The sequence below is a fragment of the Aquabacterium humicola genome (assembly GCF_030167915.1).
GTDB lineage: Bacteria > Pseudomonadota > Gammaproteobacteria > Burkholderiales > Burkholderiaceae_C > Pseudaquabacterium > Pseudaquabacterium humicola.
In genome coordinates this window covers 1,220,271-1,233,884 of record NZ_JARGNB010000002.1, presented here as the reverse complement: position 1 = coordinate 1,233,884, position 13,614 = coordinate 1,220,271, and the positions used below count along the sequence as shown (strand labels likewise).

Below are 13,614 nucleotides of genomic sequence, written 5' to 3'. Positions count from 1 at the left end.
CCTCGATCTCAGGAATCAGATGTCAACCTCGACTGCATCGCCATGTAACTCCATCAGCTCGCGCCGCGCCGCCGCTTCGCCCTTGCCCATCAGCTTGCCGAACGCCACCACGGTCGCATCGAAGCCGACCTGTCCGAAGGCCACCGGCAGCAGGCGCCGCGTCTCGGGGTTCAGCGTGGTCTCCCAGAGCTGCTCGGCGCTCATCTCGCCCAGGCCCTTGAAGCGGCTGATGCTCCACGCGGCTTCGCGCGCGCCTTCCTTGCGCAGCTTGTCGAGCGTGGCCTCGAGCTCGCCCTCGTCAAGCGCGTAGAGCTTGGCCGCCGGCTTCTTGCCGCGCGCCGGCGCGTCGACGCGGTACAGCGGCGGCTTGGCGACGTAGACGTGCCCGGCCTCGACCAGTTTCGGAAAGTGGCGGAAGAACAAGGTCAGCAACAGGACCTGGATGTGCGAGCCGTCGACGTCGGCGTCGCTGAGGATGCAGACCTTGCCGTAGCGCAGCCCCGACAGGTCGGGCGTATCGCTCGGCCCATGCGGATCGACACCCAGCGCGACCGCGATGTCATGGATCTCGTTGTTCGCGAACAGGCGGTCGCGCTCGACCTCCCACGAGTTCAGCACCTTGCCGCGCAGCGGCAGGATGGCCTGCGTCTCCTTGTCGCGGCCCATCTTCGCCGAGCCGCCGGCGGAGTCGCCCTCGACGAGGAAGACCTCGTTGAGCGTGATGTCGCGCGATTCGCAATCGGTCAGCTTGCCCGGCAGCACCGCGACGCCCGAGCCCTTGCGCTTCTCGACCTTCTGGCTGGCGCGCTGGCGCGCCTGGGCCTGGCGGATCACCAGCTCGGCGAGCTTGCGTCCGTACTCGACGTGCTGGTTCAGCCACAGCTCCAGCGGCGGCCGCACGAAGGCCGATACCAGCCGCAGCGCGTCGCGGCTGTTCAGCCGTTCCTTGGTCTGGCCCTGGAACTGCGGATCGAGCACCTTGGCCGAGAGCACGAAGCTGGCGCGCGAGAACACGTCCTCGGGCATCAGCTTGACGCCCTTGGGCAGCAGCGAGTGCAGCTCGATGAAGGCCTTGATCGCACCGAACAGGCCGTCCTTCAGGCCGGACTCGTGCGTGCCGCCGGCCACCGTCGGGATCAGGTTGACGTAGCTCTCGCGCAGCACGTTGCCTTCGTCGGTGAAGGCCAGCACCCAGGCCGCACCCTCGCCTTCGGCGAAGTTCTCGGTTTCGTTGCCCGAGGCGTAGGCCTCGCCGTCGAACAGCGGCACCAGCGGATCGGCCGGCAGCCCCTGCATCAGGTAGTCGCGCAGGCCACCCTTGTAGAGCCAGGTCTGCACGTCGTTGTCCTTGCCGCTCTTTTCGGTCGTTAGCGTGACGGTCACGCCCGGCATCAGCACCGCCTTGCTGCGCAACAGGTGCGTCAGCTCGGCTTTCGGCAGCTCGACGGCCTCGAAGTATTTCGGGTCCGGCCACACCCGCACGCTGGTGCCCTGCTTGCGCTCGCCGGCCGTCGCCTTGCGAATGACCAGCGGCTCGATCACGTCGCCGCCCGAGAAGGCGATCGTCGCCACCTGGCCTTCGCGCCACACGGTGACCTGCAGCCGCTTCGCCAGCGCGTTGGTCACGCTGACGCCGACGCCGTGCAGGCCGCCGGAGAAGCTGTAGGCGCCGCCGGCGCCCTTGTCGAACTTGCCGCCGGCATGCAGCCGGGTGTAGACGATCTCGACCACCGGCACGCGTTCTTCCGGGTGCAGGCCGAACGGGATGCCGCGGCCGTCGTCGTCGACGCTGACCGAGCCGTCGGCATGTTGCGTCACCGCGATGCGCTTGCCGAAGCCGGCCAGCGCCTCGTCGGCCGCGTTGTCGATCACCTCCTGGATGGTGTGCAGCGGGTTGTCGGTGCGGGTGTACATGCCCGGCCGCTGCTTCACCGGCTCCAGGCCCTTGAGCACGCGGATCGAGGCTTCGCCGTAGGTGCCCGGCGCTTGTGTCTTGGTTGCCATGGGCGCGCATTCTAGGAACGCGGGCCCCGGGGCGCCGTCGCGGCGGGGCAGCGTACGGCGGGGCGGCGTGCGGCGGTGCAGAGCCCGCATGCATCCGTGCAGGCACCCCGCACCGCGTGGGCCCATGCCGTTGTCTTTACATTGCGGGCCTATGACCACGAGTGCCGCCGCCACCGCTTCCGCGCCTACCCGCCTGTCGATGACCCAGGTGCTGCTGTGCGGCGCCGCGATCGTCACGCTGTCGATGGGCATCCGCCACGGCTTCGGCCTGTGGCTGGCGCCGATCACGATGGACCGCGGCTGGTCGCGCGAGACCTTTGCGTTCGCGATCGCGGTGCAGAACCTGGCCTGGGGCATGGCAGGGCCGCTGGCCGGCATGCTGGCCGATCGTTTCGGCGCCTACCGCGTGCTGCTCGCGGGCGGGCTGCTGTACGCGCTGGGCCTCGTGCTGATGGGGCTGTCGACCTCGGGCCTGGCCTTCACCGGCAGCGCGGGCCTGCTGATCGGCATCGCGCAGTCGGGCACCACCTACGCAGTGATCTACGGCGTGATCGGCCGCAACGTCGCGCCGGAGAAACGCTCGTGGGCGATGGGCGTGGCCGCCGCGGCGGGCTCGTTCGGACAGTTCCTGATGGTGCCGGTCGAGAGCTGGCTGATCAGCGCGTGGAACTGGCAGAACGCGCTCTTCGTGCTGGGCTGCGCGGCGCTGGCCATCCTGCCGCTGGCGCGCGGGCTGAAGGAGCCGCCGCTGCCGGCCGCCGCGCACCACCAGAGCATCGGCCAGGCGCTGCGCGAGGCCTTCGGCTACCGCAGCTTCCAGCTGCTGATGGCCGGCTACTTCGTCTGCGGCTTCCAGGTGGTGTTCATCGGCGTGCACATGCCGAGTTACCTGAAGGACAAGGGCCTGGGCCCCGAGGTGGCGACGACCGCGCTGGCGCTGATCGGCCTGTTCAACGTCTTCGGCACCTATGCGGCCGGCTCGCTCGGCCAGCGGCTGGCCAAGCGCCACATCCTGGCGGCCATCTACGCGCTGCGCGGCGTGGCCATCGTCGCCTTCCTGCTGCTGCCGCTGACGCCGCTGAGCGTCTACATCTTCGCGTCGGTGATGGGCACGCTCTGGCTGTCGACGGTGCCGCCGACCAACGCGGTGGTCGCGCAGATCTTCGGCGTGCAGTACATGTCGATGCTCGGCGGCTTCGTCTTTCTCAGCCACCAGGTCGGCTCCTTCCTCGGCGTCTGGCTCGGCGGGCGGCTGTACGACCTGTCGGGCAGCTACGACGTGGTGTGGTGGATGGCGGTGGCGCTCAGCGCGTTCGCCGTCCTGATGAACCTGCCGGTGCGCGAGACGGCGATCGCGCGCACGCCGCGGCCGGCGGTAGCCTGATGTCGCGCCCGCGGCGATGGCTCCTTTACGGCGCGGCCGCGACCGTGCTGGCGCTGGTGTTCGCGGCCTACCTGAACCCGCACCGTGCGGTCGAGCTGGCCGGGCGGGTCTGGGCCTGCTTCTGATGCACGACAGCCTGCCGCCGTCGCCGTGGATCGAGCGCTGGGCGCACCTGCTGCGGCCGGGCGCCACTGCGCTGGACCTGGCCTGCGGCAGCGGGCGGCACGTGCGTTTCCTGGCCGCGCGCGGCCTGGGCGTGACCGCGGTCGACCGCGATGCCGCGGCGCTCGTCGCGCTGCGCGGCGTCGCCGAGGTGATCGTCGCCGACCTCGAAGGCGCGCCGTGGCCGCTGTCGGGCCGGCGCTTCGATGTCGTGTTGGTGACGAACTACCTGTGGCGGCCGCTGTGGCCGCAGCTGCTGGCCAGCCTGGCGCCCGGCGGCCTGCTGCTGTACGAGACCTTCGCTGCCGGCAACGAGACCGTCGGCCGGCCCTCGCGCGCGGACTTCCTGCTGCAGCCGGGCGAGCTGCTGCAGGCCTGCGCCGGCCTGCGCATCGTCGGCTACGAGGATGGCTTCCTCGACGCGCCGCCGCGCTTCGTGCAGCGCGTGGCCGCGCTGGCGCCCGATCCGGCAGCGCCCTCGCCGCTGCGCGTGCCGCTGCCGTCGTAGACCGTCGGGTCCACCCGGCCCGGAGGCCTGCGGTCGCCCGGCTAAAATCGCCGGCTTGCAAGGAATGCGCATGAAACCCATTGTTGGCAGCATCGTCGCGCTGGTGACGCCGATGCACGAGGACGGCAGCGTCGACATCGCCGGCCTGAGGCGGTTGATCGACTGGCACATCGCCGAAGGCACCGATTGCATCGGCGTCGTCGGCACCACCGGCGAATCGCCCACCGTCTCGGTCGAGGAGCACTGCGAGATCATCCGCGTCGCCGTCGAGCATGCCGCCGGCCGCGTGCCGATCATGGCGGGCGCCGGCGCCAACTCCACGCGCGAGGCGATCGAGCTGACGCGCTTCTCGAAATCGGTCGGCGCCGACTGCACGCTGCAGGTCGTGCCCTACTACAACAAGCCGTCGCAGGAAGGCATCTACCAGCACTTCAAGGCGGTGGCCGAGGCGGTCGACCTGCCGGTGGTGCTGTACAACGTGCCCGGCCGCACGGTCGCGGACATGCTGCCCGAGACCACGCTGCGCCTGGCCGAGGTGCCCGGCATCGTCGGCATCAAGGAAGCCACCGGCAACATCGAGCGCGCCGCGCAGCTGATCAAGCACGCGCCCTCGGGCTTCAAGATCTATTCCGGCGACGACGGCACCGCCGTCGCGCTGATGCTGCTCGGCGGCCACGGCAACGTCAGCGTCACCGCCAACGTCGCGCCGAAGCTGATGCACCAGATGTGCATGGCGGCGATCGAAGGCCGCGTGCAGGCCGCGCGCGAGATCCACTTCCGCCTGTTGTCGCTGCACAAGCAGCTGTTCTGCGAGCCGAGCCCGGCGCCGGCGAAGTGGGCGATGTCGCGCCTGGGCCTGTGTCGGCCCGACGTGCGCCTGCCGATCCTGCCGCTGACCGACGCCGGCCAGGCGCTGGTCGATCGCGCACTGCGCGATGCGGGTCTGGTCTGAGCGTCCACCGCGACCGTCCGTCCGCCGTTGTCTGACTTCTTTTGCCCCGGCCGCCCGACTGAAGGCGGCGGCCGCGGCCCCGATCTGGAGATCCGCACCGTGAATCGTGTGTTCGTCGTCACCCCGGCCCGCGCTGCCGTTCTCGCCCTGGCGCTGCTCGCCGGCGGCTGCTCGACCGTCGAGAACTTCCTCGCCGGCGACAAGATCGACTACCGCTCGGCGGCGAACAAGACCTCGCCGCTGGAGGTGCCGCCGGACCTGACGCAGCTGGCGCGCGAAGGCCGCTACCAGCCGCAGGGCGGCACGGTCAGCGCCTCCGCGCTGCAGGCCGGTGCGCAGGCCGGCACAGCGCCCGCCGCTGGCGCAGCGGTGGCACCGAGCACGCTGGGCGATGTCCGCATCGTGCGCGAGGGCAACCAGCGCTACCTGGTCTCGACGCAGACGCCGGAGCAACTCTGGCCCCAGCTGCGCAGCTTCTGGCTCGAGCGCGGCTTCACGCTGGCGGTCGACAACGCCGACGCCGGCGTGATGGAGACCGAGTGGGCCGAGAACCGCGCGAAGCTGCCGCAGGACGGCATCCGCTCGCTGCTGGGCAAGGTGCTCGACTCGCTGTACTCGACCTCCGAGCGTGACCGCTACCGCACCCGCGTCGAGCGCGCGCCCGGCGGCGGCAGCGAGATCTACATCGCGCACCGCGGCCTCCAGGAGGTCTACACCAACCAGCAGCGCGACAGCACGATGTGGCAGCCGCGGCCGACCGATCCGCTGCTCGAAGGCGAGTTCCTGAGCCGGCTGATGGTCAAGCTCGGCGGCGCGAAGGACGACGCCTCGGCCCGCACGACCGTCGCCGCGGCGACGACCGCGCCCGCGGCCCCGGCACGCGCCCGTGTCGTTGCCGGCCAGGCCGGTGCGGCGATGGAAGTCGACGAGGCCTTCGACCGCGCCTGGCGCCGCGTCGGCCTGGCGCTGGACCGCGGCGGCTTCACCGTCGAGGACCGCGACCGCAGCGCCGGCCTCTACTACGTGCGCTACGTCGACCCCAAGCTCGCCGGCCAGGAAGAGCCGGGCTTCTTCTCGAAGCTGTTCGGCCTCGACAAGGACGGATCGAAGCTGCTGCAGCGCTACCGCCTGGCGGTGAAGGCCGACGGCCAGAAGACCCAGGTCGCGGTGCTGAACAACCAGGGCAGCGCCGACGGCGGCGATGCCGCGAAGCAGATCGTCGCGCGCCTGGTCGACGAGCTGAAGTAAGCCGGGTCGGCGCGCGCCAGGCGCGCGGCCGAGAAATGAAGAGAGCCGGTGCATGCACCGGCTCTTTGTTTTGGCGGCGAGCCCGCAGGGGCCCGCGACGGTCAGCCGAAGTTGGCTTCGGCGAACGACCAGTTGACCAGCGAGCTCAGGAAGGTCTCGACGAACTTCGGGCGCGCGTTGCGGTAGTCGATGTAGTAGGCGTGTTCCCACACGTCGATCGTCAGCAGCGGCTTGTCGGCACCGGTCAGCGGCGTGCCGGCGTTGCCGGTGTTGGCGATGTCGACCGTACCGTCGGCCTTCTTCACCAGCCAGGTCCAGCCCGAGCCGAAGTTGCCGACCGCGCTCTTCGTGAAGGCTTCCTTGAAGGCGGCGTAGCTGCCCCACTTGGCGTTGATCGCCGCGGCCAGCGCGCCCGACGGCTCGCCGCCGCCGCCCGGCTTCATGCTGTTCCAGAAGAAGGTGTGGTTCCAGACCTGCGCGGCGTTGTTGAAGATCGGGCCGCTGGACTTCTTGACGATGTCCTCGAGCGACTGGCCGGCGAACTCGGTGCCGGGCACCAGGTTGTTCAGGTTCGTGACGTAGGCCTGGTGGTGCTTGCCGTAATGGAACTCGAAGGTTTCCTTGGAGATGTGCGGCGCGAGCGCATCCGGGGCGTAAGGCAGGGGCGGCAGCGTGAAGGTCGACATGACGGTGTCCTCGGCGGGTGAACGGCGCTCACAGGCGCCGGGTTGGGGTTATCGAGAACATTGTAGGCAGCAAGCCCGGCGCCCACGGACCGCGAAGGGTCTGCCGCCTTTGGGGAACAAAGGCCATCAGTCGCCCGGCAGCCCGAGCTGCACCGAGGTGACCTGCAGTTCGGCCTGGCCGTCGGTCCACTGGGCCTGCAGCGGCTGGCCGGGTCGCAGCGCCTTGGCGGAGGTGACCGGCCGCCCGGCGCCGTCGCTGAGCCACGCATAACCGCGCGACAGCACGCGCCGCGGATCCGCCGCCTCGAGGCGTGCCGCGACGTGCACGAGATGGTCGTGCCGCGTGCCGACCGTGCGCCGCACCGCGGCGTGCAGCCGCTGCGACAGCTCGTCCACGCGCCGCCGCTGCAGCAGCGTCAGCGCACGCAGCGCCGAGCGCTTGCGCTGCTCCAGCATCAACAGCCGGCCGGCGTGCTGCGACACCAGCCGCGCGGGCCGCCCCAGGCGCAAGGCCAGCCGGTCGAGCCGCTGCGCCTGGGTGTCGAGCCGTCGTGCCGCCGCATCGCGCAACCTGCGTTCGAGCTGCACCAGCCGTTGCAGCTCGTCGTCGCGCACCGGCGTCGCCAGCTCGGCGGCGGCCGTGGGCGTGGGCGCCCGCAGATCGGCCGCCAGCTCGGCGAGGCAGACGTCGGTCTCGTGGCCGACGCCGCAGACCACCGGGATCGGGCTGGTCGCGACCGCCCGGACGACGAGCTCGTCGTTGAAGGCCCACAGGTCCTCCATCGAGCCGCCGCCGCGGCAGACGATCAGCGTGTCGACCTCGGCCCGCTCGCCCGCGCGACGGATGGCCTCGGCCAGCTGCGGTGGGGCGTCCGCGCCCTGCACCGGCGCGGGATAGACGATCACCTGCACGTGCGGCGCGCGTCGGCGGATCGCGGTCAGCACGTCGTGCAGCGCGGCGGCCGCCAGCGACGTGACGACCCCGATGCGCCGCGGATACGCCTCGAGCGGCCGCTTGCGCGCCGCGTCGAACAGGCCCGCGGCCTCCATGCGCGCCTTCTGGCGCAGGAACAGCTCGTACAGCGAACCGGCGCCCAGCCGCTGCATCGACTCGACGATGCACTGCAGCTCGCCGCGCGCTTCATAGACGCCGAGGCGGCCGCGCAGCTCGACCTGCTGGCCGTCACCGGGGCGGAAGTCCAGCAGCACCGCGGCGCGGCGGAACATCGCGCAGCGCAGCACCGCGGCCTGCCCGTCGTCGTCCTTCAACGTGAAGTAGCAATGGCCGCTGGCGGCGCGGGTGAAGCTCGCGAGCTCGCCGCGCACGGTCACCGCGCCGAGGCGCGCGGCCAGCGCGTCGCCCGCGGCCAGCAGCAGGCCGGCGACGCTCCAGGCGCGCGACGCGGCCGGCGCTTCGTTCAGCATCGGAGGGCCGTTCGGAGCGGCTTGAAAAGCATGGATTTCCCCAGGTGCGGCATCGGCGGTCGTCGTATCGAGCGGCCTGTCATCGAACCGTCGCAATGTCGCAAGTGGTTGATTTCAAACAAAAAAGCGCTGCTCAAAAATGTGGCAATCCGTTGCGGGGCGCGCCAATGCGTGCTTCGCGGGCCGCCGCCACCGGGTTGCCCACAAACTTGTCCACAGACTCGGTGGATTGTTCACAGGGTGGCGGGTGGACCCCTCGCGGCGGCCCGGATCGACCGCCATCGGCGTGACGCCATAATCGCGGCTCGCCGGCCGGGCGCGTCGCCCGGGCAAGCCCGGATCCCCGCCCCCACAAGCCCCGACAGCGTCTGACGAGGACCCCCCTTGCTTTCGATCATACAAGCGGCCGGATGGCCGATCTGGCCCCTGATCCTGTGTTCGGTGATCGGCCTGGCGCTGGTGGTCGAGCGCCTGATGAGCCTGCGCGATCGCCGCATCGTGCCGGCCAAGCTGCTCGACGAAGTGGTCGCGGTGACGCGGCAGAGCCTGCCGGCGCCGGACGTCATCGCCAAGCTGCACGACAACTCGGTGCTCGGCCAGGTGCTGGCCGCCGGGCTGCGCGCGATCAGCGCCGACCCGCGCCTGAACGAGGCGGCGCTGCGGCAGGTCTTCGAGAATGTCGGCCGCGTCGCCGTGCACCAGCTCGAGCGCTACCTGAATACGCTCGGGACCATCGCCGCCGCAGCGCCGCTGCTGGGGCTGTTCGGCACCGTGGTCGGCATGATCGAGATCTTCGGCTCGCAGGCGCCGACCGGCGCGACCAACCCGACGCAGCTGGCGCACGGCATCTCGGTGGCGCTGTACAACACCGCGTTCGGCCTGATCATCGCGATCCCGGCGCTGATGTTCTACCGCTACTTCCGCGGCAAGGTCGACTACTTCGCGCTCGAGCTCGAGCAGGCCGCCGAGCGCATGGTGCCGCACCTGATGCGCTTCGCGGTGCGCACCGCGCCGACGTCGGCGACCCCGCCCGCCGGCACCTGAGGCTCGGACGCCACCGCATGAACTTCCGCCACCGCCGCATGGAAGAACCGGAGATCAACCTGATCCCGTTCATCGACGTGCTGCTCGTCGTGCTGATCTTCCTGATGCTGTCGACGACCTACAGCAAGTACTCCGAGCTGCAGATCACGCTGCCGGTGGCCGATGCCGAGAAGCTGAAGGAGCGGCCGGGCGAGATCCTGGTGTCGGTGACCGCCGAGGGCCGCTACCTGATCAACCACAAGCCGATCGAGGGCCGCGCCGTCGAGCTGCTGGCCGCCGAGCTGCGCGCGGCTGCCGGCCCGGCCGGTGAGAACGCGGTGGTGATCGTCTCGGCCGATGCGCTGGCCGCGCACCAGTCGGTGATCAACGTGCTCGATGCCGCCCGCCGCGCGTCGCTGCCGCGCCTGACCTTCGCGACGCAGCTCAACGGCGGCCAGCGCTGACGGCCTCCGCCGCCGCGCCCTCCCCTTGTCCTGGCAGCAGCGGCTGGTCGAGCGGTGGCAGCAGCCGCGGGCCGGCCCGCTGCTGATCGCGCTGCGGCCGCTGAGCTGGCTGTACGGCTCGCTGGCGGCACTTCACCGCTCACTTTATTCGCTAGGACTGAGATCCACGCGCCGCGCGCCGCGCCCCGTCGTGGTGGTCGGCAACCTGGTCGCGGGCGGCGCCGGCAAGACGCCGGCGGTGATCGCGCTGGTCGGGCAGCTGCAGTCGCTCGGGCAGCGGCCGGGCGTCATCTCGCGCGGGCACGGGCGCGCGGATGACGCGGTCCGGCTGGTCGAGCGAACGAGCGCGGCCGACGCGGTCGGCGACGAGCCGCTGCTGATCCACCTGCGCACCGGCGTGCCGGTGGCGGTCGGGCGCGACCGCGTCGCCGCGGCCGAAGCCCTCTGCGCCGCGCATCCGGAGGTCGATCTGATCGTCGCCGACGACGGCCTGCAGCACCTGGGCCTCGCGCGCGAACTGCAGATCCTGGTCTTCGACGACCGCGGCGCGGGCAACGGGCGCCTGCTGCCTGCCGGCCCGCTGCGCCAGTCGATGCCGGCCAGCCTGCCCGAGCACACGCTGGTGCTCTACACGCACGGCCGGGCCAGCACGCCGCTGCCGGGCGCCGTCGGCGAGCGCAGCCTCGCCGGCTTCACGCCGCTGGCCGACTGGTGGCAAGGCGCGGCGCCTCGGCCCGAGGCGATAGGCGAGTTGCTCGGCAAGCCGCTGCTGGCGGCCGCCGGCCTGGCGCGGCCCGAGCCCTTCTTCCGCATGCTCGAGCGCCTGGGCCTGGTGATCGGCCGCGTCGCGCTGCCGGACCATGCGCGTTTCGACCCGCTGCCGTGGCCATCGCGCACGCCGGACGTGGTCGTGACCGAGAAGGACGCGGTCAAGCTGCGGCCCGATGCGATCGGCGCGACCCGCGTGTGGGTCGCGACGCTAGACTTCCGCCTCCCGCCCGATTTCGGCCGCCAGGTGCTGCATCGGCTCGAGCAAACCGCCGGCCGCGGCGACAACGACGCCAACGGCGCCAAGGGAACACCATGAGCCTGGACCACCGACTGATCGATCTGCTCGTCTGCCCGCTGTGCAAGGGGCCGCTGACCATGGGTCGCGACGACAACAACCAGCCGCGCGAGCTGCGCTGCGCGGCCGACCGCCTGGGCTTCCCGATCCGCGATGGCATCCCGGTGATGCTGGAGAACGAGGCCCGCGCGCTAGAGCCCGAAGGCGAACCCGCGCCGCCGGCGCTGGGCGCCGCGAAGTAGAACGCGGCGATGCGCTTCACGGTGCTGATCCCGGCGCGGCTGGCGAGCACGCGCCTGCCCGACAAGCCGCTGGCCGACATCGCCGGGCTGCCGATGGTGGTGCGTGTCGCCCTGGCGGCGCGCAGGAGCTCGGCCGAGCGGGTGGTGGTGGCCGCCGATACGCCGGTCATCGTCGACGCCTGCCGGCACCACGGCGTCGACGCGGTGCTGACACGCGCCGACCATCCCAGCGGCAGCGACCGCCTCGCCGAGGCATGCACGCTGCTCGGACTGGACGGCGACGCCCGCGTGGTCAACGTGCAGGGCGACGAGCCGTTGATCGCGCCGTCGATGATCGATGCCTGCGCCGCGCTGCTCGATGCGCGGCCGGACTGCGTGATGTCGACCGTCGCGCACGCGATCGACGATCCCGCCGAGTTCGCCAACCCGAACGTCGTCAAGGTGGTGCTCGACGCGGCCGCGCGCGCGCTGTACTTCTCGCGCGCGCCGATCCCCTGGTGGCGCGACGGCTTCGCGGCCGGCGGCCCGGGCCTCGGCGCCGGCGGCGTCACGGTCGCGCTGCCCGACCCGGCGCCGTTGCGCCATGTCGGCCTATACGGCTACCGTGCGCGCTTCCTGCGCAGCTTCCCGTCGCTGGCGTCGGCGCCGCTGGAGCGGCTCGAAGCGCTGGAGCAGTTGCGCGTGCTGTGGCATGGCGAACGCATCGCGGTGCATGTCAGCGACGAGCGCCCCGGGCCGGGTGTCGACACGCCCGAGGACCTCGAGCGCGTGCGCACCGTCTTCGCGGCCCTGACGGCCGGTGCCTGAGCCGGGCGGCGGCCGGCGTGCCGCCGTCAGGTTCGCGCAGGTCGCCCGGCGATAATCGCCCCCGGCACTTTCACGCCCTGCCTGCGCCGCGCACCGGTCGGCAGCCACATCACGAGACACCGAGGAACGGATGAGACTGATCCTGTTGGGCGCGCCCGGCGCGGGCAAAGGCACGCAAGCCGCCTTCATCTGCCAGAAGTACGGCATCCCGCAGATCTCCACCGGCGACATGCTGCGCGCGGCCGTCAAGGCCGGCACCGAGCTCGGCGTCGCGGCGAAGAAGGTGATGGACGCGGGTGGGCTGGTCAGCGACGACATCATCATCGGCCTCGTGAAGGAACGCATCACGCAGCCCGACTGCGCCAACGGTTTCCTGTTCGACGGCTTCCCGCGCACGATCCCGCAGGCCGATGCAATGAAGGCCGCCGGCGTCAAGCTCGACGTCGTGCTCGAGATCGACGTGCCCGACGAGGCGATCATCGAGCGCATGAGCGGGCGCCTCTTCCACACCGCGTCGGGCCGCAGCTACCACGTCAAGTTCAACCCGCCGAAGGTCGCCGGCAAGGACGACGTCACCGGCGAGGACCTGATCCAGCGCGACGACGACAAGGAAGCGACCGTGCGCAAGCGCCTGGACGTGTACCAGTCGCAGACGCGGCCGCTGGTCGACTACTACTCGAAGTGGGCGGCCACCGGGGACGCTCAGGCGCCGCGTTACGCGCGCATCTCGGGCCTCGGGTCGGTGGACGACATCAAGACGCGCGCCTTCGCGGCGCTGCAGGGCTGAAAGGACATCCGATGCAGATTTCCGGCAAGAGCTTCATCGTCACCGGCGGCGCCTCGGGCCTCGGCGAAGGCACGGTGCGCATGCTGGTGGCCAACGGCGCCAAGGTGGTCATCGCCGACGTGCAGGCCGACAAGGGCCAGGCCCTGGCCGCCGAGCTCGGCGCCGCGACCACCTTCGTGCGCTGCGACGTCAGCCAGGAGGCCGACGGCCGCGCGGCCGTCGCCGCCGCCCAGGGCCTGGGCAAGCTGTGCGGCCTGGTGAATTGCGCCGGCATCGCGCCGGCGATCAAGACCGTCGGCAAGGACGGCGCGCACCCGCTGGACGCCTTCACGAAGACGATCACCGTCAACCTGATCGGCAGCTTCAACATGATCCGCCTCGCCGCCGAGGCGATGAGCCGCAACGAACCCGAACCCACCGGCGAGCGCGGCGTGCTGATCAACACCGCCAGCGTCGCCGCCTACGACGGCCAGATCGGCCAGGCGGCGTATGCGGCGTCCAAGGGCGGCGTCGTCGGCATGACGCTGCCGATCGCGCGCGACCTGGCCCGCAGCGGCATCCGCGTGATGACGATCGCGCCGGGCATCTTCGGCACGCCGATGCTGTTCCAGATGCCCAAGGAGGTGCAGGACGCACTGGCTGCCAGCGTGCCCTTCCCCAGCCGCCTCGGCCGCCCCGAGGACTACGCGAAGCTGGTGCAGCAGATCGTCGAGAACGACATGCTCAATGGCGAGGTGATCCGGCTGGACGGGGCGATCCGGATGGCGCCGAAGTGAGGCTTCGACTCGTGCTGCGCATCTGACGCGGCCGCATGAAAAAGGGCCGGCTTTCGCCGGCCCTTTTGCCTTAGGCGGGC

Annotated in this window: 15 protein-coding genes; 12 read left to right on the top strand and 3 right to left on the bottom strand. The window is 71.1% G+C overall.

The annotated features are described in order from the left end of the window. Positions 1 to 15 precede the first annotated feature (15 nt). Positions 16 to 2,004: a DNA topoisomerase IV subunit B gene (locus P1K89_RS15910; RefSeq protein ID WP_284617413.1), complete on the bottom strand. Its 1,989-nt coding sequence runs from the start codon at positions 2,002 to 2,004 to the stop codon at positions 16 to 18. Positions 2,005 to 2,203: 199 nt separating this feature from the next. Between P1K89_RS15910 and P1K89_RS15905 the strand changes: the two genes are divergently transcribed. The 5 genes from P1K89_RS15905 to bamC all read left to right on the top strand — a co-directional run bounded on the left by P1K89_RS15905 (position 2,204) and on the right by bamC (position 6,258). Continuing rightward, the gene (locus P1K89_RS15905; RefSeq protein ID WP_284617412.1) at positions 2,204 to 3,388 is read left to right on the top strand and encodes an MFS transporter; all 1,185 of its coding nucleotides are present in this window, start codon (positions 2,204 to 2,206) and stop codon (positions 3,386 to 3,388) included. After that, positions 3,388 to 3,513 (top strand): hypothetical protein, encoded by a 126-nt coding sequence (locus P1K89_RS15900; protein WP_284617411.1) that lies wholly within the window; start codon positions 3,388 to 3,390, stop codon positions 3,511 to 3,513. The genes P1K89_RS15905 and P1K89_RS15900 overlap by 1 nt, the downstream gene beginning before the upstream one ends. Continuing rightward, positions 3,513 to 4,058, top strand: coding sequence for a class I SAM-dependent methyltransferase (locus P1K89_RS15895; protein WP_284617410.1), 546 nt, complete (start codon positions 3,513 to 3,515; stop codon positions 4,056 to 4,058). The genes P1K89_RS15900 and P1K89_RS15895 overlap by 1 nt, the downstream gene beginning before the upstream one ends. Before the next feature lie 70 nt (positions 4,059 to 4,128). After that, positions 4,129 to 5,010 carry a 4-hydroxy-tetrahydrodipicolinate synthase gene (gene dapA, locus P1K89_RS15890; protein WP_284617409.1) on the top strand — a complete coding sequence of 294 codons (882 nt, stop codon included), beginning with the start codon at positions 4,129 to 4,131 and terminating at the stop codon, positions 5,008 to 5,010. A 99-nt stretch (positions 5,011 to 5,109) separates the two neighbouring features. Beyond that, positions 5,110 to 6,258 carry an NlpB/DapX family lipoprotein gene (bamC, locus tag P1K89_RS15885; RefSeq protein ID WP_284617408.1) on the top strand — a complete coding sequence of 383 codons (1,149 nt, stop codon included), beginning with the start codon at positions 5,110 to 5,112 and terminating at the stop codon, positions 6,256 to 6,258. A 101-nt stretch (positions 6,259 to 6,359) separates the two neighbouring features. Here the strand turns inward: bamC and sodB are convergent, their stop codons facing one another. Together sodB and xseA are read right to left on the bottom strand one after the other, a co-directional pair. Next, positions 6,360 to 6,944, bottom strand: coding sequence for a superoxide dismutase [Fe] (gene sodB, locus P1K89_RS15880; protein WP_284617407.1), 585 nt, complete (start codon positions 6,942 to 6,944; stop codon positions 6,360 to 6,362). A gap of 126 nt (positions 6,945 to 7,070) precedes the next feature. Then, entirely contained in the window at positions 7,071 to 8,369 is a 1,299-nt protein-coding gene (gene xseA / locus P1K89_RS15875) for an exodeoxyribonuclease VII large subunit (protein WP_284617406.1), read from the bottom strand. A 384-nt stretch (positions 8,370 to 8,753) separates the two neighbouring features. Between xseA and P1K89_RS15870 the strand changes: the two genes are divergently transcribed. From P1K89_RS15870 to P1K89_RS15840, 7 genes are all read left to right on the top strand, one after another. After that, positions 8,754 to 9,413 (top strand): MotA/TolQ/ExbB proton channel family protein, encoded by a 660-nt coding sequence (locus P1K89_RS15870; protein WP_284617405.1) that lies wholly within the window; start codon positions 8,754 to 8,756, stop codon positions 9,411 to 9,413. A gap of 17 nt (positions 9,414 to 9,430) precedes the next feature. Continuing rightward, a complete protein-coding gene (locus P1K89_RS15865; protein ID WP_284617404.1) occupies positions 9,431 to 9,856 on the top strand; it encodes an ExbD/TolR family protein in 426 nt (141 codons plus the stop codon). Positions 9,857 to 9,881: 25 nt separating this feature from the next. Next, on the top strand, positions 9,882 to 10,943 hold the full coding sequence (lpxK, locus tag P1K89_RS15860; protein WP_284617403.1) for a tetraacyldisaccharide 4'-kinase: 1,062 nt from the start codon (positions 9,882 to 9,884) through the stop codon (positions 10,941 to 10,943). Then, positions 10,940 to 11,164: a Trm112 family protein gene (locus P1K89_RS15855; RefSeq protein ID WP_284617402.1), complete on the top strand. Its 225-nt coding sequence runs from the start codon at positions 10,940 to 10,942 to the stop codon at positions 11,162 to 11,164. Before lpxK ends, P1K89_RS15855 begins: the two co-directional genes overlap by 4 nt. A 9-nt stretch (positions 11,165 to 11,173) precedes the next feature. Continuing rightward, positions 11,174 to 11,971: a 3-deoxy-manno-octulosonate cytidylyltransferase gene (gene kdsB, locus P1K89_RS15850; RefSeq protein ID WP_284617401.1), complete on the top strand. Its 798-nt coding sequence runs from the start codon at positions 11,174 to 11,176 to the stop codon at positions 11,969 to 11,971. Between the two features lie 130 nt (positions 11,972 to 12,101). Next, on the top strand, positions 12,102 to 12,758 hold the full coding sequence (adk, locus tag P1K89_RS15845; protein ID WP_284617400.1) for an adenylate kinase: 657 nt from the start codon (positions 12,102 to 12,104) through the stop codon (positions 12,756 to 12,758). Between the two features lie 11 nt (positions 12,759 to 12,769). Next, complete coding sequence (locus P1K89_RS15840) at positions 12,770 to 13,534, top strand: 3-hydroxyacyl-CoA dehydrogenase (RefSeq protein ID WP_284617399.1); 765 nt, start codon at positions 12,770 to 12,772, stop codon at positions 13,532 to 13,534. The last annotated feature ends 80 nt before the right edge of the window (positions 13,535 to 13,614 follow it).

Excerpts from the sequence above, each read along its gene's own strand:
- P1K89_RS15910 (WP_284617413.1), bottom strand. The coding sequence starts at position 2,004 with ATGGCAACCAAGACACAAGCGCCGGGCACCTACGGCGAAGCCTCGATC.
- P1K89_RS15905 (WP_284617412.1), top strand. The coding sequence starts at position 2,204 with ATGACCCAGGTGCTGCTGTGCGGCGCCGCGATCGTCACGCTGTCGATG.
- P1K89_RS15900 (WP_284617411.1), top strand. The coding sequence starts at position 3,388 with ATGTCGCGCCCGCGGCGATGGCTCCTTTACGGCGCGGCCGCGACCGTG.
- P1K89_RS15895 (WP_284617410.1), top strand. The coding sequence starts at position 3,513 with ATGCACGACAGCCTGCCGCCGTCGCCGTGGATCGAGCGCTGGGCGCAC.
- dapA (WP_284617409.1), top strand. The coding sequence starts at position 4,129 with ATGAAACCCATTGTTGGCAGCATCGTCGCGCTGGTGACGCCGATGCAC.
- sodB (WP_284617407.1), bottom strand. The coding sequence starts at position 6,944 with ATGTCGACCTTCACGCTGCCGCCCCTGCCTTACGCCCCGGATGCGCTC.
- xseA (WP_284617406.1), bottom strand. The coding sequence starts at position 8,369 with ATGCTGAACGAAGCGCCGGCCGCGTCGCGCGCCTGGAGCGTCGCCGGC.
- P1K89_RS15865 (WP_284617404.1), top strand. The coding sequence starts at position 9,431 with ATGAACTTCCGCCACCGCCGCATGGAAGAACCGGAGATCAACCTGATC.
- P1K89_RS15855 (WP_284617402.1), top strand. The coding sequence starts at position 10,940 with ATGAGCCTGGACCACCGACTGATCGATCTGCTCGTCTGCCCGCTGTGC.
- kdsB (WP_284617401.1), top strand. The coding sequence starts at position 11,174 with ATGCGCTTCACGGTGCTGATCCCGGCGCGGCTGGCGAGCACGCGCCTG.
- adk (WP_284617400.1), top strand. The coding sequence starts at position 12,102 with ATGAGACTGATCCTGTTGGGCGCGCCCGGCGCGGGCAAAGGCACGCAA.
- P1K89_RS15840 (WP_284617399.1), top strand. The coding sequence starts at position 12,770 with ATGCAGATTTCCGGCAAGAGCTTCATCGTCACCGGCGGCGCCTCGGGC.